At 38.8% G+C, this 16,977-nt stretch carries 18 protein-coding genes (1 of these 18 running past the window's edge); 17 read left to right on the top strand and 1 reads right to left on the bottom strand.

Annotated features, from left to right (window positions below; all coding sequences use genetic code 11):
• Positions 1–28: 28 nt before the first annotated feature.
• From MHB58_RS18720 to MHB58_RS18695, 6 genes are all read left to right on the top strand, one after another.
• Complete coding sequence (locus MHB58_RS18720; protein WP_014822531.1) at positions 29–1,102, top strand: D-alanine--D-alanine ligase; 1,074 nt, start codon at positions 29–31, stop codon at positions 1,100–1,102.
• Between the two features lie 12 nt (positions 1,103–1,114).
• A complete protein-coding gene (locus MHB58_RS18715) occupies positions 1,115–2,485 on the top strand; it encodes a UDP-N-acetylmuramoyl-tripeptide--D-alanyl-D-alanine ligase (RefSeq protein ID WP_340735814.1) in 1,371 nt (456 codons plus the stop codon).
• A 90-nt stretch (positions 2,486–2,575) separates the two neighbouring features.
• A complete protein-coding gene (locus tag MHB58_RS18710) occupies positions 2,576–3,271 on the top strand; it encodes an alpha/beta hydrolase (RefSeq protein ID WP_008405788.1) in 696 nt (231 codons plus the stop codon).
• A 365-nt stretch (positions 3,272–3,636) separates the two neighbouring features.
• Positions 3,637–5,190, top strand: coding sequence for a DEAD/DEAH box helicase (locus tag MHB58_RS18705; protein WP_008405787.1), 1,554 nt, complete (start codon positions 3,637–3,639; stop codon positions 5,188–5,190).
• Positions 5,191–5,417: 227 nt separating this feature from the next.
• Positions 5,418–5,897: a PH domain-containing protein gene (locus MHB58_RS18700; RefSeq protein WP_008405786.1), complete on the top strand. Its 480-nt coding sequence runs from the start codon at positions 5,418–5,420 to the stop codon at positions 5,895–5,897.
• The gene (locus MHB58_RS18695) at positions 5,890–7,374 is read left to right on the top strand and encodes a PH domain-containing protein (protein WP_340735813.1); all 1,485 of its coding nucleotides are present in this window, start codon (positions 5,890–5,892) and stop codon (positions 7,372–7,374) included. The genes MHB58_RS18700 and MHB58_RS18695 overlap by 8 nt, the downstream gene beginning before the upstream one ends.
• Positions 7,375–7,413: 39 nt before the next feature.
• On the opposite strand, the gene MHB58_RS18690 is transcribed toward MHB58_RS18695, so the two are convergent.
• Entirely contained in the window at positions 7,414–8,037 is a 624-nt protein-coding gene (locus MHB58_RS18690) for a rhomboid family intramembrane serine protease (protein WP_008405784.1), read from the bottom strand.
• Between the two features lie 89 nt (positions 8,038–8,126).
• On the opposite strand from MHB58_RS18690, the gene acpS reads away from it, so the two are divergent.
• The 11 genes from acpS to MHB58_RS18635 form a co-directional block, all read left to right on the top strand.
• Entirely contained in the window at positions 8,127–8,480 is a 354-nt protein-coding gene (acpS, locus tag MHB58_RS18685) for a holo-ACP synthase (RefSeq protein WP_008405783.1), read from the top strand.
• A 65-nt stretch (positions 8,481–8,545) separates the two neighbouring features.
• Positions 8,546–9,538 carry a LolA family protein gene (locus tag MHB58_RS18680; RefSeq protein WP_340735812.1) on the top strand — a complete coding sequence of 331 codons (993 nt, stop codon included), beginning with the start codon at positions 8,546–8,548 and terminating at the stop codon, positions 9,536–9,538.
• A gap of 283 nt (positions 9,539–9,821) precedes the next feature.
• Positions 9,822–10,940, top strand: coding sequence for an alanine racemase (alr, locus tag MHB58_RS18675; protein WP_014822536.1), 1,119 nt, complete (start codon positions 9,822–9,824; stop codon positions 10,938–10,940).
• A 165-nt stretch (positions 10,941–11,105) separates the two neighbouring features.
• Positions 11,106–11,393: a hypothetical protein gene (locus tag MHB58_RS18670; protein WP_008405780.1), complete on the top strand. Its 288-nt coding sequence runs from the start codon at positions 11,106–11,108 to the stop codon at positions 11,391–11,393.
• Between the two features lie 4 nt (positions 11,394–11,397).
• Positions 11,398–11,748: a type II toxin-antitoxin system PemK/MazF family toxin gene (locus tag MHB58_RS18665; RefSeq protein WP_008405778.1), complete on the top strand. Its 351-nt coding sequence runs from the start codon at positions 11,398–11,400 to the stop codon at positions 11,746–11,748.
• Positions 11,749–12,022: 274 nt separating this feature from the next.
• Positions 12,023–12,424, top strand: a complete 402-nt coding sequence (locus MHB58_RS18660) for an anti-sigma regulatory factor (RefSeq protein WP_014822537.1) — start codon at positions 12,023–12,025, stop codon at positions 12,422–12,424.
• Positions 12,425–12,437: 13 nt separating this feature from the next.
• Positions 12,438–13,433 carry a PP2C family protein-serine/threonine phosphatase gene (locus MHB58_RS18655; RefSeq protein ID WP_339263311.1) on the top strand — a complete coding sequence of 332 codons (996 nt, stop codon included), beginning with the start codon at positions 12,438–12,440 and terminating at the stop codon, positions 13,431–13,433.
• A gap of 71 nt (positions 13,434–13,504) precedes the next feature.
• On the top strand, positions 13,505–13,837 hold the full coding sequence (locus MHB58_RS18650) for an STAS domain-containing protein (protein ID WP_014822538.1): 333 nt from the start codon (positions 13,505–13,507) through the stop codon (positions 13,835–13,837).
• Complete coding sequence (gene rsbW, locus MHB58_RS18645; protein ID WP_014822539.1) at positions 13,837–14,307, top strand: anti-sigma B factor RsbW; 471 nt, start codon at positions 13,837–13,839, stop codon at positions 14,305–14,307. The genes MHB58_RS18650 and rsbW overlap by 1 nt, the downstream gene beginning before the upstream one ends.
• On the top strand, positions 14,285–15,070 hold the full coding sequence (gene sigB, locus MHB58_RS18640) for an RNA polymerase sigma factor SigB (RefSeq protein WP_008405769.1): 786 nt from the start codon (positions 14,285–14,287) through the stop codon (positions 15,068–15,070). Before rsbW ends, sigB begins: the two co-directional genes overlap by 23 nt.
• Positions 15,071–15,197: 127 nt before the next feature.
• Positions 15,198–16,977, top strand: the 5' portion of a protein-coding gene (locus MHB58_RS18635) for a Tex family protein (RefSeq protein WP_339263310.1). Its footprint extends 392 nt past the window's final position; the window shows 1,780 of its 2,172 coding nt (coding positions 1–1,780); the start codon lies at positions 15,198–15,200; the stop codon falls past the right edge of the window.

The following is a 16,977-nucleotide window of genomic DNA, read 5'->3' as shown; positions in this document are numbered from 1 at the left end:
GGTTAGTGAAAACTGGAGGTCAAAAAAAATGAAAAAAAGAATTGGTTTATTATATGGTGGTAAGTCAGCCGAGCATGAAGTATCACTTTCAACTGCAAAGGCAGTAACACAAGCATTGGATTTTAATGAGTTTGACGTTTTCCCGATTTTTATTACATTGAAGGGGGAATGGCGTGTTGGACCTCAGTTAACAGAACCCGCTCAAACGATTGAACAATTGCAATTTACAACAGCATCAGACCATTCTGAAAATAATATTACGCAATTCATTGCAAAACATATGGAAAGTCCATTTGATGTAATCTTCCCTTTACTGCATGGAACGAACGGTGAAGACGGAACAGTACAGGGCTTTTTGGAAGTACTGAATATTCCTTATGTAGGGAACGGTGTTCTTGGCTCTGCAGCAGGTATGGATAAGGTAGTTATGAAACAGTTGTTTGAAATGGCAAAATTGCCGCAATTGCCTTATGAATACTTTATTCGAAGTGAATGGGAGCGGGAAAAAGAAGCTTGGATCAAAAGATGTGAACAGTCTTTAGGTTATCCAATGTTCGTTAAGCCAGCTAATTTAGGATCAAGTGTAGGGATTAGCAAAGCGACAAATGCAGCGGAACTAGAAAAAGCTGTTCAATTTGCACTCCAATATGACCGCAAAATTGTAATTGAACAGGGCGTCACTGCACGTGAAATTGAGCTTGCTGTGTTAGGAAATGATACACCAAATGTTTCAGTAGCAGGTGAGATTAAGCCGATGACTGAGTTTTATGATTATGATTCAAAATATAAAGATGGCTCGACGGCATTAATTATTCCGGCACCATTACAAAACGATGTCTATACAAACTTGGTTGATATGGCGAAAAGAGCATTCAAAGCAATTGACGGAGCCGGGTTAGTACGCGCGGATTTCTTCGTAACTGAAAACAACGAAATTTACATTAATGAAGTAAATACGATGCCAGGATTCACACCGGTCAGCATGTATCCGTTACTGTGGCAGCATACAGATGTAACATATCCGCAGTTAATTAAAGAGCTGATTGATTTTGCGGTGGAACGTTATACAGAAAAACAACAGCTTCAATACAACAGAGATTGAGTGGGATAAAAAGTGAAAAAAAGTTTACAGCAAATTGCAGAATGGTTAACGATAGAAAATCAGTCATTTCCTGAAACAATTGTCACAGGTGTCTCCATTGATACACGGACAATTACGAAAGGGGATTTATTTATTCCTTTCCGCGGAGAAGCCGTTAATGGACACCGATTTGTCGAGCAGGCATTTGAAAAAGGTGCGGCAGCTTCTTTATGGATGATCGACGAGCCGAATCCCCCGGCACATTTGCCATTAATTTTCGTGGAAGACCCAGAGCTTGCACTTCAAAAAATGTCAGAGTGTTACCGTAATGAGCATCAAGCGACATTTATCGGGATTACCGGCTCAAACGGTAAAACTTCGTCAAAAGATATTTTGGCGGGTGCTCTTTCTCCTTACTTTAAAGTACAAAAAACAATCGGGAATTTTAATAATCAGCTCGGTTTGCCGATCACGATTTTACAGCTTGATGAGGACACGGAAGTTTCCGTATTGGAAATGGGGATGAGCGGTTTCGGTGAGATTGAATTTTTAACTAATCTTGCACGACCACATTATGCCATTATTACAAATATCGGTGAAGCACATATGCAAGATTTAGGATCGCGGGAAGGAATTGCGAAGGCGAAGTTTGAAATTGTAAAAGGGTTGTCTGAAGAAGGGATTCTCTTTTATGACGGTGATGAGCCGTTACTTCAAAACTTAGTTGCCAAAACACCGCATTTAAAAACACAGGCATTTGGCTTTAGCCAGGAACTGAATTTGGCAGCGTCGCAAATTAAAGCGACAGCACAAGGAAGCAGCTTCCATGTAGAGGGATTAATACAAGGTGATTTCTTTATTTCAGTTTTAGGGGAACACCAAGTAAAGAATACTTTAAGTGCAATGCTTGTGAGTAAGTCATTAGGTTTGACTGATGAACAAATCCGCGAAGCATTAAAGAAAGTAGTTTTAACAGATATGCGGATGCAGCTTGTTCCCGTCGGTGATTTATTATTTATTAATGATGCATATAATGCAGCGCCAACATCGATGCATGCAGCAATCGAATTTGTCGAGCAAACGACTATCCGAAATGAAAAGTGGCTTGTACTCGGTGATATGCTTGAGCTCGGAAACGAGGAAAAGAAGATGCATGAAGGAATTGCAGGACATATTCATCCTGAAGAAATAAGCTATGTTTGCTTATACGGCCCTCGTATGAAGTGGCTATATAATAAACTGCAAGAGACTTTTGATGCTGAACATTTAGTGTATTCCGAGAATGAGTACGCACCGATTATCGAAAAGATCCAATCTCATGCAACAAACGAGTCCATCCTTTTAGTTAAAGGTTCCCGTGGAATGAAGTTGGAGAAAATTATCCATTCAATCGAGTTAGCCTAGTGCTAGCTCGTTTTTTTAGTGCAAAAGCTTTTTTCTGTTCGAATTGTCGATTATTATAATTACTAACAGCTCATGGAAGCAGGTGAACTAATGAAAATCGGCGTTCTATTTTTACACGGATTTTCAGGCGGACCGTATGAAGTACAGCCATTTGCACATTATATAGAGCAACGAATAGATTGGGTCGTAAGTATTCCGACATTTTCAGGCCACGGTGATGCAGAAAATTTGGCAATGAAAGGCTATAAAGCAGAACACTGGATGATGGAAGCGGAAATCGCATATCGGCAGTTGAAAAAGCAAGTAGATGAAGTCATTGTCGTCGGCTTTTCAATGGGTGGTGTCATTGCGATGTACTTATCTATACGTTACCCAGTAAAAAAGTTGGTACTCCTAAGTGCTGCAGCCAAGTATGTGAGTCCTACTCAGTTAGTAAAAGATATTCGAGCGATTGCCCAGGATATGGTGCACAATAAGTTAGAAGAAAATGAATTGTTTGCACGGTACAAATTTAAATTTAAAAATGTTCCGTTATCAGCGACGATTGAATTTATGAAGGTCGTGAAAAAAACTGAACCGTATATAAAAAACATTCACTGTCCTACCTTTATCGTACAAGGGGAGCTGGATGGTATTGTACCAAGTGCAACCGCACATATTTTATTTCAACAAATTCAGTCGCAACAAAAGCAAATGTATATTTCAGATTGTGGAAAACATCATATTTGTTACAGTGATGATTGTGAGCAATGGTTTGATCAAGTGTATCAATTTTTAATGGAGTAATAAATATCTGACTATTTTGATACAAAGCAATATCATTGCATACCGTTACAACCCATGTTAGACTAATAAAAGCAATGGATACATTTTGTGCGAAGACTCTTCAGACTTATGGGTGAAGAGTACTTTTTTTTGATAAACGGTTTTATTCTATTTTTACACGAGCATTACCCAATTAGAAACAGTAGAATTGAACCGCTCGGCAATGACCGGGCTTTCCTTTTCATATAAGAGACTCTGCATATGAAGCAGAGAGAATTTTTAAGTAACGGAAACGTTCCACATACAATGGCTCGAAAATTTGCCGCCATTTCATCTGAAAATGTAACCATTTGTCAACTTATACAGGAAAAAGGAGAATGAAGAGTTTGACAAATTTTTCAGAATTAAACATTAGTGAATCGACATTACGTTCTATTAAGCGTATGGGGTTTGAAGAAGCAACACCAATCCAAGAAGGAACAGTTACGTTTGCAATGGCTGGCCGTGATGTTTTAGGCCAAGCACAAACAGGTACTGGTAAAACAGCTGCATTTGGTATTCCTTTAATCGAGAAAATCGATCCAAAAAATCCAAATATCCAAGCTTTGGTAATTGCTCCGACTCGCGAATTAGCAATCCAAGTTTCAGAAGAACTTTATAAATTAGGTTATGACAAGCGCGTAAAATTATTATCAGTTTACGGAGGTCAAGAAATTGGCCGTCAAATCCGCGCATTAAAAAACAAACCTCAAATTATTGTAGGTACACCGGGTCGTATTCAAGACCATATTAACCGTCGTACATTACGTTTAGACGAAGTGCAAACTTTAGTTTTAGACGAAGCGGACGAAATGTTAAACATGGGCTTCATCGATGATATTAATGCGATTTTAGAAAACGTACCATCAGATCGCCAAACATTACTATTCTCAGCGACAATGCCTCCAGCAATCCGTAAAATTGCAGAGACATTCATGAAAGATCCTGAAATCGTAAAAATTAAAGCGAAAGAATTAACAATGGAAAACATTGAACAATTCTTCGTAAAAGCAACAGAGCGCGAAAAATTCGATGCTTTATCTCGTCTATTGGATTCACAAAAACCAGAATTAGCAATTATCTTCGGTCGTACGAAACGCCGTGTTGATGAGTTAAGCCAAGCTTTAGGTTTACGTGGCTTCTTAGCGGAAGGTATCCACGGTGATTTATCTCAAGCGAAACGTATTTCTGTTTTACGTCAGTTTAAAGAAGGTAAAATCGATATTTTAATCGCAACAGACGTTGCAGCTCGTGGATTGGATATTTCAGGTGTAACGCATGTTTACAACTTTGACATTCCACAAGATCCAGAATCATACGTTCACCGTATCGGTCGTACAGGCCGTGCAGGTAAATCTGGTGTTGCAGTAACTTTCGTAACACCTCGTGAAATGGGTTATTTACGCATCGTAGAAGAAACTACGAAAAAACGTATGACTCCTTTACGTCCACCATCATCTGAAGAAGCATTAGTAGGCTTACAAGAAGATGCAATGCAATCATTGGTGGAATTAGTTCAAAATAATGATTTAGGTACTTACCGTGAGTTAGCAGCTAAGTTATTGGAAAATAACGATGCACTTGACTTAGTAGCAGCTGCTCTTAAATCAATTACTAAAGAACCTGATGCTACACCAGTATCATTATCGGAAGAGCGTCCATTACCAATGCGTCGTGACCGTTCACAAGGTGGCGGAGGCCGTGGCCGTGGCGGTAATGACCGTAACCGTGGTGGTGGCAACCGTGGCGGTGGTGACCGTCGCGGAGGAGATCGCCGTCGTGAAGGTGGCGGAGGCGGAAGCCGTTCTGGTAGCGGAAGTCGTGATGGAGGTCGTCGTGAAGGCGGTGCTCGTCGCGAAGGTTCTCGTGATCGTCGTCCACGTCCACGTCGTGAAGACTAATCTTATTCAAACACACCAACATTTTTCTTGTTGGTGTGTTTTTTTGTGGAAAATTTTATATAAATATATTTTCCGGGAAATAAAATCTTTATAAATTATTTAACAAATTTACCAATTAACTATACTATGAGGGTAAGGGGATTGTTTTTTCATAATGGTTAGAGCAGAATGAAACATTTAAACGGTTAATACGTATAGCATACTGTAGAGAAAGAGGTGTAGGGCAAGTGAGAGAACAACCAAAGTTTCAGTTACCTAAAAAAGCGCAAACTGTGTGGCGATTATATGGAATCATTCAAACTTTTATTATCGCTCTTTTAACAGGTGGTATTGTATTTTTAACAGTCCGATTTGATTGGCCGCAGTGGATTATGTGGATTGCCATAGCGCTGGTTATCTTATCGATCGCATTTTCGGTTATTGTATTTCCGAGCATTCGTTGGAGAATTTGGAGATATGAAGTACGAGAACAGGAAATTGAAATTCAAAGTGGCCTGTTTGTCGTAAAACGGACACTAATACCGATGGTGCGTGTTCAACATGTGGATACAGAGCAGGGACCGATATTAAAGAAATACATGTTAGCGAATATATCGATTTCTTCGGCGGCTACAGTACATACGATTCCTATGCTGAAAGTTGAGGACGCCGATGAATTGAGGACAAAAATCTCTGAACTTGCAAGGGTGGCGGAAGATGATGTCTAAAGAGAAATATAAACTTCATCCTGTAACGGCAATCATCAATGTAGTAAAAGCATTGAAAGATCTCCTTATCCCAATCATTATCATTGTTGCGGCGAACGGCTTTAATATTAATTTGGATTATCGAAGCGAAACATTTTTCAGCGAAATGATTCCACTCTTTATTTTAGTAATCGTCTTATCGGTAACGGTAGTGAGCGGTTTGATTAAGTGGTGGACATTTGTATATTGGTTTGAAGATAGTGAACTCCGTGTGGAATACGGTCTGTTTATAAAGAAAAAGCGCTACATTCCATTTGAGCGCATTCAAAACCTGAATTATAAAGAAGGTATTTTTCACCGGTTGTTCAAGCTTGTACAAGTACAAGTGGAAACGGCGGGAAGTAAAGATGGTAAACCGGAAGCGGAGTTGACAGCGGTAACGAAAGCTGCGGCAGATGAAGTAGAAATTCAAATGAAAAAGGCGAAAACGAAACAAAAACTGCCGGTTGAAAGTGACCTGGTACAAGTAGCTGAAGAGGAAGAGCCAGAGCCGGCATCAGTTATATTACACAAAATGAAAGTACCGGAGCTGTTATTGTTAGCGACGACTTCCAGCGGTGTGGGAGTAGTACTTGCCGGCGTCTTTGCTGTCCTTTCCCAATTTGCGGAGTTTATCCCTTTTGACTTGATTTATGATGAGTTGGCATTTTTAGTGGAATACGGCTATATAGTCGTTATGATTTTAATCGCTCTTGCACTTATACTGGCATGGGGAGTTTCTGTCGGCTTGACCTTTTTAAATTATTATAACTTTACGGTGTGCAAGCAGCATGATCGGTTAATTATTACACGAGGATTAATCGAAAAAAAACGTGTGACAATTCCGTTAAACCGGGTGCAGGCAATTAAACTGGCAGAAAACCCTTTCCAGCAACTGCTTGGCTTAGCTTCTGTTGCGGTAGAAAGTGCTGGTGGAGGATTTAGCGGGGAAAATGATAAGAAAATCATTTTATTTCCGCTAATTGCAAAAAAAGAAGTATTTGCACCTTTGGCAGAACTGTTTCCTGAATATGATTTTCAAGTTAACCAAATTGTTCAGCCGCCGAAAAAAGCACAGCCTTTTTTCTATCGGATTGATTTTGTATGGTTAGTTCCGTTAATCGGCGCAGTTTCTTACTTCTTTTACCCATATGGACTGCTGTCATTATTGCTGATCGTTCCGATTATTCTACTTGGAAGATGGCAATTTAAGACGACCGGATTTACGGTGAAAGATCAGCAAATTACGATTGTATCGCGCCTTGTAAGTCGTGTAACGTTTTATGCTTTAAAGAAACGTGTGCAAATTACGCAAGGAAGTCAAACGTATTTCCAAAAGCGGCGAAATATAGGATCTGTAAAAATTATAGTGATGTCAGGTATAGCCGGAGCTTCAGCGACTGCACGTCATGTGGAGCAACGGGAAGTGGAAAAAATACTGACATGGTATGAACATTAAAAAACAGGATCCGCGAAATTACTTTCGCGGATCCTGTTTTTATTTTACCCGTTTAATGGACTGTTTGCGCCAGCGCCCCATATTTTTAGGGTTAAAGTAAACAACCCCTAAAATAAAGCCGGTAACTAAACCGCCTAAATGTGCAGCAATATTAATATTTGGTGTTAAAAATGTCATAATAATACTAATCACAATTAACGGCAATATAATTTGTCTCAACTGCGGGAATAAATGTCTCGTGTAATAAACAAGTGCTCCGAACGCACCGAAAATTCCATAAAGTGCTCCACTTGCCCCTACGCTGGCATAATAGGCATCTTGTGTTGCGTAAGTGGCAGCAACACCAAAAATTCCGGCTAAAAAGTAAATTGTTAAAAATCGCATTTTGCCGGCGATTTTCTCGAGCTCCGGACCAAATAAAAATAGGGAGAACATATTAAAAAGAACGTGCATAAAACCTGCATGTAAAAACATGGACGTGATAATGCGCCACCATTCACCGGCTGCAATGAGTCCATTGACGCTCATACCGGCATAAAGTAATTCTTCGCCGAATCCCGGGATTAATGTTAGGACGAAAACAATTAAATTAATTGCTATAATTGATGATACGACCGGATATAACGTAATGTACTGTTTAAAATTTTCTCTACGAATAAACATGTTCCACCTCAATTAAGTCGATACAAAATAAAACGTATTTTATTTATTATACATTGGAGTAATGAGGAAAAGAAAGGGAGAGCTATTAAATGATTAAAGGGATTGGATTAGATTTAGTAGAATTGGATCGAATTGAAAAAATGATAGGACGTTCGGCGAAATTTGCACAACGAATTTTAACGGAAAGGGAACTTGCCGTTTTTAATACATTATCGGACTCACGTAAAGTGGAATTTCTGGCAGGTCGCTTTGCTGCAAAGGAAGCTTATTCAAAAGCGAATGGCACAGGAATTGGTAAGGGCTGTGAACTTCATCAAATAGAAATTTTAAAAGAAGAGCAAGGGAAACCTGTTTTATACTTTGATGGTGAACAGGTGAACGGGTTCATTTCCATTACTCATACAAGGACGACAGCAGCTGCTCAAGTAATCTTAATGCAATAATACATACATGCACACCTTGGCTCATATAGTAATTTATCGAAATAGATAATCGAAAGGGTGAATCTTTGAAACTCCGACTGCTAGTAGTTGTCGTTTGTTGTCTCTTTTTGGCGGCGTGTGGAAAAGCTACAAAGGATGAAGTGATTGAGGATGTCAACAAGAAGTGGAATGACGCAAAAGGTTATGAATTAAGTGCTTCGATGGAAGTTCGGACAGGCGCAGAACCACGTATTTACGATGTGAAAGTTTGGCATACAAAACCAGATTTTTATCGGGTTGCAGTTAATCCAAAAGGTGAGTCAGAACAACAGTTAATCGTCCGAAATGAAGAAGGTGTATTTGTTGTCACGCCATCATTACGTAAAACGCATAAATTCCAAAGTGAATGGCCGAAGCAAAATAGTCAGGCGTATATAATTGGGGCATTAGCCGATGATTTAGTTTCAGATTCAAAAGTGGTAATGACTGAAGATGATGCAAGCTATACTTTTGAAGTAGCAACACGAAATGTAGACCAAACAGCACTGCCGGTACAGCAAATTGTAGTTGATAAGAAAACGATGCTTCCGACAAAAGTAAGTGTGATGGATGAATCTTTACAAGAACAAGTCGTGATTACATTTGCCGACATTAAATTAGGTGTGAAGCATACTGCAGAAGAGTACGCGGTAGAGAAATTCTCTGAAAAAGAGGAAAAGAAAGCCGCATCAGCAGAAGTGGTGGACACAGAGTTTAGTGTATATTACCCAACGATCGACTGGGCACATACTAAGCTGACAGATGAGTTTGAAGTGCAGGAAGATGGAAACACACGAGTTATTTTGACATTCGAAGGGGAAAAGCCATTTACACTAATGCAGCAGCCGATTCAATCCGATGAAACAATATTGCCTGTATCTGGGGACCCGGCGGATTTAGGCTATACAATAGGGGCTATTACTGATAACTCAATTCAATGGGACAAAGATGGCATGACCTTCTTTATCGCTTCCACAAAATTAACGAAGGATGAATTACTGGAAGTAGCTGCAAGTGTGCAGGAAAGTAGTATGAAGTAAACGTCAATCAGTGGGGGCTCATCCCCCACTAAGCTAAAAACATCACATCCTGTGACAAACCATGTGTGACTAACATCGTGTTGGGCCGGAACTAATCGGGTTTTAAAAAAATATAATTCTAAACTTGTTTTTAAATTGTATTTTATGGTTATATTTAAGAAGAGACATCTTGCGTATACAAGCGCAAGATGATTTCTTTTCGTATACGGATTTAAAAATGATTTACTCAAAATTACATAAATAACAGTAAGTTTAAACTTATAAAAAGAGGGTAAAAATCGAAATGAATACTCCAATTTATTACAGACCAACAAAAGCAGTAATTGATCTTCAAGCAATCACACATAACATTTCTTCACTACAAAACTATATAGGACCGAAAATCCAAATAATTGCTGTAGTAAAGGCAAATGCTTATGGTCATGGAGATGTCGAAGTTGCAAAAACGGCAATTGAGGCAGGTGCAACAATGCTTGCTGTCGCAACACCGGACGAAGCAGTACATATTAGAGAAAATTTTAAGGATATTGATATTTTAGTTTTAGGTGCTTCACCACATACTTTTATTCCGTTTGCATCAGCTGAAAATATTATTCTTACTGTATTTTCAACAGAATGGTTGCAGCTTGCACAGCAATATACACCACTGTTGAATCAGCTGAGACTTCATATTAAAGTTGATTCGGGCATGGGGCGTATCGGTGTTTCCACTAAAGAAGAACTAATGGAATTGTATACAATGATTAATTCTTCCGATGATTTTTTAGTGGATGGAATATTTACGCACTTTGCTACTGCAGATGAAGAAGATTCGATGTACTTTGACAATCAGGCTACCCTATTCAAGGACTTTTTAGGTGCACTGCCACAAAAGCCTCGTCTTGTTCATGTTGCCAATACAGCGACCGCATTAGTGAAAGATCCTTCTTTGCATTATGATGCGGTACGTTTCGGCATTTCCATGTACGGATTATTGCCTTCAAGTTATGTAGGCACAAAATTACCTTTTCCGATTAAGCCAGCCTTTTCCTTGCAGACAGAACTTGTACATATTAAAAAAATGCAAGCTGGTCAATCGGTAGGCTATGGGGCAACATATACTGCAGAAGAGGATTGCTACATCGGAACAATACCGATCGGCTATGCAGATGGTATGATCCGAAAGCTTTCTGGCCAAGAAGTGCTTGTTGGAGGAAAAAGAGCGAAAATTGTCGGCAGAATTTGTATGGATCAGAGTATGATTTTACTCCCGGAAGCATATAATGTTGGAGAAGAAGTTGTACTAATAGGCTGCCAACAGCAAGAGGAAATCACAATAGATGATTGGGCTCATAAACTCCAAACAATTAATTACGAAGTGCCATGTGTAATTACAGCTAGAGTTCCTAGGGTATATAAATAATCGATGTAATATTACTAAAAAAAACTTCAAATATACAAAACAAGTATGTCCAAATTTATTCATTTATTGCGAGAATTGTCAGTTTTTTAATTTTCCTGTCTTTTCATTGTAGTCAATCAATGATAGAATGAATGGGAAATGGGATGTTCGGTGGAGGTGCTTGTTTTGTACGCGAAGGAATTAGTAGAAGTAGAAGAAGTAGTAATTGACATACCAAATGAGCTAGTAACGCAATTCGAAAGAACGTTTGGGCGTAATACTGAGAATGGTTATATGATGGCGTATTTGGCGACTCAAAATTATACAAAGCATATGCAACCAAATCAAATACGGGAAGCTTTAATAAAGGGCTATGTGGAAATGTCGCAAATTAATCTGACAATTTGCAGTGAGTGCTTGCATGCAGAGTATGAAGCGGAACATATGGTGGAGCGTCTCGTAAGCGGGGGATGACAATTTGATTGTAAAACGTGGAGACGTTTTTTTTGCTGACCTATCACCTGTGGTAGGGTCAGAACAGGGCGGGACTAGACCCGTTCTTATTATTCAAAATGATATTGGAAATCGCTTTAGTCCAACCGTCATAATAGCTGCAATAACTGCGCAAATTCAAAAAGCAAAGTTACCTACACATGTTGAAATCGATGCGAAAAAGTATGGTTTTGAGCGTGATTCGGTAATTTTGCTTGAACAATTGCGTACAATTGATAAATCACGATTAACAGATCGTATTACTCAGCTAGATGCGAAACTAATGCAAGAAGTAGATATAGCTCTTAATATTAGTTTAGGACTCGTAAAATTTTAATACATAAAAAAACATCGAAACATTTCGTTTCGGTGTTTTTTATTATTACAAATCAAAGTACCTTATAATTTTGAGGTAAATAGTAAACTGTAATCATGCAATATTGTGGTAGTTTCCTTAAAATTATAAATATATCAAAAAAATGGTTTAAAATTTATATCCAACTAAACTACAAGGATAACATATGGTATAATGTAAAAGATTAATAATTCAAAAAATTGATACTGTACGTTAACTCCATAGAAAGAAAAAGTAGGAAATTGGGGGCACTATGATGAATGCGAAATCTACCGTAGAGATTGTAACAGAATGGGATATTGTAGCTGCACGCCAACTTGGACGTAATGAGGCGAAAGCAATTGGCTTTGGCGCGGTAGATCAGGCTCGAATTACGACGGCGATAAGCGAACTGGCTCGAAATATTTATTTATATGCCCGATCCGGGGAAGTCACGATAGAGCGTATTAGTAATGAAGAGAAAGTTGGCCTTCGCATAATAGCGGCAGATAAAGGACCAGGAATTAGTAATTTGAAAAAGGTGATGGAAGACGGCTATTCTACTTCAGGCGGGCTTGGAGCGGGTCTGCCAGGAGTCAAGAGACTAATGGATACAATGGACATCCAATCCAATGTAGGGAACGGTACGACAATAGTTATCGAAAAATGGGTAAAGTAGGATGTGATAAAATTTGAAAGAGCTGCAAACTCAATATCAAAAAATATTATCGGATTTTTTGGCCAACCAAACTGAGCGAAATTTGTATATAGGCCAAAATTTCATTCGACAGTTAATCCAAAAAAAAGTAGCTCCAGAAGAAGTAATCAATATCCACAAATATGCGATAGAGAAAATTTATCCAGATCTACCAGAAGATATTTCGCATAGCTATGATTTTCTAATTGAGATTATGGTACACTTTGGTTTAACTTTAAAGGAGCATCAAAGTTTACTGGAACAGCAAGAAGAACTGCGTATGGAGATGAATGTTGCTACAAAAATTCAGAATATGATTCTCAGAACAACAGTACCCATGTTGAATCAGATTGATATTGGGATGCTATCTGTACCAATCCGCAAAATGAATGGTGATTATGTTCACTTTCTAAACAACAATAACTCAGTTGTTAGTGTAGCAGTGACAGATGTTGTCGGAAAAGGTGTACCAGCAGCCCTTTGTATGTCGATGGTTAAGTACGGGCTAGATACACTTGAGTATGCAACGAAAGATCCATCATACATTTTGGAAGTGTTAAACCGCATTATTGAAAAAAGTGTTGATGATAGTATGTTTGTCTCGATGTTTTACGGGACATATAATATTAAAGAAAGCAAATTTACATATGGGTCAGCTGGACATGAACCTGCTATATATTATAATGCTCGTAAAAACACTTTCTTTGATTTGGAGTCAAAAGGTTTATTGTTAGGTGTCATGCCGGAAGTTACGTATCCACAGTATGATATTCATTTGGAGGATAATGATTTTATCATTATGATTACAGATGGGGTAACGGATTTTCGCAAGCAAGGAGAGCTGGATCCACGGGATGTGATTAAGAATTTGGCATTAAGCTGTAACCATCTTTCAGCTCAGAAAATGTGTGAGGAAATGTACACCTATTTGAAAAACTTGCCGGATTTTGAATTAGAAGATGATTTTACGGTTGTTATTTTTAAAAAATAAATAAATAATTATGTTTGAACTCCTGTACATTGGGGAAAAGTAATTAGGTTTATAGATGGAGGTGTCTAATAATGAATGTTAATGTTCAATTTAGAGAAGATGGAAACGTATTAAAAGGCTATATCGAGGGTGAAATTGATACGTATACAGCCCCGATTTTACGCGAAGAGTTAGAGACTGTTCAAATTGTGGAAGGCCGAAAAATCGAATTAGATTTATCAAAAGTAAATTATATGGACAGTACAGGATTAGGAATATTTGTTGCATTTTATAAAAAAGTTACGAGAGAAAATGCATCATTAAAATTAGTCAACTTATCGAATCGTTTGGTTAGATTGTTTGAAATTACAGGTTTAAGTGAATTAATGAGTATTGAGATTGATGAGGAATTGGAGTTGAAATGATGAGAGCATTTGACTATATTGAAATTCGAGTGCCTGCCAAATCGCAATATGTAAGTGTAATCCGGCTAACAATTTCAGGATTAGCGATGCGAGTTGGGTTTACTTATGATGAAATTGAGGACTTAAAAATTGCTACAAGTGAAGCGGTGACAAATGTTGTACACCATGCTTATAAAGCAAACGAGGAAGGAGAAGTTGTGATCGGCTGTGCGTTATTTGAGGACAAGATCGAAATAATGGTTGCAGATTACGGTGTCAGCTTTAACTTTGAAGAGATTAAATCAAAAGTTGGTCCATATCATGAAAATGAAAACGTAGCACTATTACGTGAAGGTGGATTAGGGATTTATTTAATGGAGACTTTAATGGACGAAGTGAAATTAAATAACGAAGGTGGCGTCACTGTTTTCATGACAAAGTATGTCTCGAGAGAGCAGGTGAAAGGGAATGTCGAAAGAATCACTACCTAAAAATACATCAAAAGAAGAAGTGCTAAATTGGATTGCAGAATATCAGGCGAGCGGCTGTGAAGAATCACAAACTAACCTTGTGCTCCATTATCAGCAGTTAGTCGAGTCGATTGCACGCAAATATTCACATGGTAAATCTTATTATGATGATATTGTACAAGTAGGGATGCTTGGTTTATTAGGTGCGATCCGACGATTTGACCCTTCTTTTGGCAGAAGTTTCGAGGCGTTTGCTGTTCCGACAATCGTAGGTGAAATAAAACGTTTTTTACGTGATAAAACTTGGGACGTGCATGTTCCGAGACGTATTAAAGAATTGGGACCTAGAATCAAGGCGGCTGTCGAAGCATTAACGACGTCCTTACAACGTTCCCCATCTATTACTGAAATTGCGACATATTTAGAAGTACAGGATGAGGACGTATTGGAAGCGATGGAGATGGGACGAAGCTATCAGGCACTATCGATGGATCATTCAATCGAATCGGATTCTGATGGCAGTACGGTAACGTTATTTGATGTAGTGGGTCGAGAAGATACAGGCTATGAAGTGACAAACCGCAGAATGATTGTAGCTGATGCGATGAATGTATTAAATGAACGTGAGCGACAAATTATCCAGTTAACATATTTGGAACAGCTTAGTCAAAAGGAAGCCGGGGAGAGACTCGGTATATCCCAAATGCACGTTTCGCGAATTCAACGTAAAGCCATTAAAAAATTACAAGATGCCATCACAGCAAGCGGCGGCGTCTCGTTATAAAGTTTAAGAGTCTACTAATATAGATTAGTAGGCTCTTTTTCATGCATAAATTCATCGCTTTTTTTGGGAAACAATACAAATGGAATGGTACACTAAAAGAAAGTTTTAAATTCAAAGGAGTGGCATAATGGATCAACAAAAAATGTTACAAATAATCGCGAAAGATGCAAAAGTAGAGCCAAAGCAAGCAAAAGCAGTTATTGGGCTACTGGAAGAAGGTAACACAGTACCTTTTATCGCCCGTTACCGAAAAGAAATGACAGGTTCTCTTGATGAAGTTCAAATAAAAGCAGTGGAAGACCGCTACCATTACATACAGCAGCTCGAAACACGGAAAGAGGAAGTGCTGCGTTTAATCGATGAGCAAGGTAAATTAACGGAAGAACTACAAACTGCTATTCAAGCATCAACTGTTTTACAGCGTGTGGAAGATTTGTACCGACCATTTAAACAAAAGCGTCGTACAAAAGCAACGATTGCAAAAGAACGTGGCTTGGAACCGTTAGCTGAAGAGCTTTTAAAGTATACAAAGCGGACGATGGAGCAAATGGCAACTCCTTATTTAAACGAAGAACAAGGTGTTACTTCGATTGAAGAAGCATTGGCGGGCGCACGCGATATTTTAGCAGAGCGATTTGCGGATGATGCCGCAATTCGTGAAAAATTACGCACACTATCTTGGCGAGAAGGCAAGCTTGTCACAACATTAAAAAATGCGGAAAAAGATGAAAAACAAGTATTTGAAATGTATTACGAATATGAAGAACCTGTTCATCGAATTGCACCCCACCGTATACTGGCGGTAAACCGCGGTGAAAAGGAAGAAGTGATTCGTGCAACGATTGAAGTTCCGATTGATAAAGCGACAACTCAAATGGAAAATCATTTTATACCTAGAAATTATGTAGGTCCATCTGTCAACGAAGTGAAATTGGCAGTTGCAGATAGCTATAAACGTTTAATTAAACCATCTATTGAAAATGAGCTGCGCGCAGAACTATCATCAAAAGCAGAAACACAGGCAATTCATATTTTCTCAGAAAATCTCCGCAACTTATTATTACAGCCTCCAATGCGCGGTAAAATGGTACTTGGTGTAGATCCTGCATACAGAACCGGCTGTAAATTGGCGGTAGTGGATGAGACAGGTAAGATGATTGAGGTTGGTGTTATTTATCCCCACACTACGTCGGATCCTTCAAAAGCGAAAGCGACAGTAAAGGCATTATTAAAAAAATATCCGATTAGTATTATTGCAATTGGTAATGGGACAGCATCACGAGAAACAGAGCAATTTATTGCAGAACTACTGAAAGAAGCAGATGGAAACATTGCATATGTTATTGTCAACGAGGCTGGGGCTTCCGTATACTCGGCTTCTGAAGTGGCGCGATCGGAGTTTCCGGATTTACAGGTGGAACAACGGAGTGCTGTATCGATTGCCCGTCGTTTGCAAGACCCATTATCCGAGCTTGTTAAAATTGACCCGAAAGCTGTCGGTGTAGGGCAGTATCAGCATGATGTATCCCAAAAGCAGCTCGCAGAATCACTGACATTTATTGTGGAAACAGCGGTAAACCAAGTTGGGGTAGATGTAAATACAGCTTCGGCCTCCCTTTTACAATATGTATCTGGACTCTCAAAAACTGTTGCAGAAAATATTGTGATAATGCGTAGTGAAAACGGCCAATTTACATCTCGTGCCCAACTGAAAAAAATCCCGCGATTAGGTGCTAAAACATACGAGCAGGCAGTTGGTTTCTTGCGTATTGCAGATGCTAAAAATCCGTTAGATGCTACAGGTATCCATCCCGAAAGTTATAAATTAGCTGAAGCTGTATTAGAGGCAGCAGGATTAACGAAAAAGGATGTCGGAACAGCGAAAGCTGAAGAAGAAATCAGCAAGT

It is taken from the genome of Solibacillus sp. FSL K6-1554 (assembly GCF_038005185.1).
GTDB classification, from domain to species: domain Bacteria; phylum Bacillota; class Bacilli; order Bacillales_A; family Planococcaceae; genus Solibacillus; species Solibacillus silvestris.
Note: the sequence above shows the minus strand (reverse complement) of the source record. Positions and strands in the feature narration are given on the sequence as shown.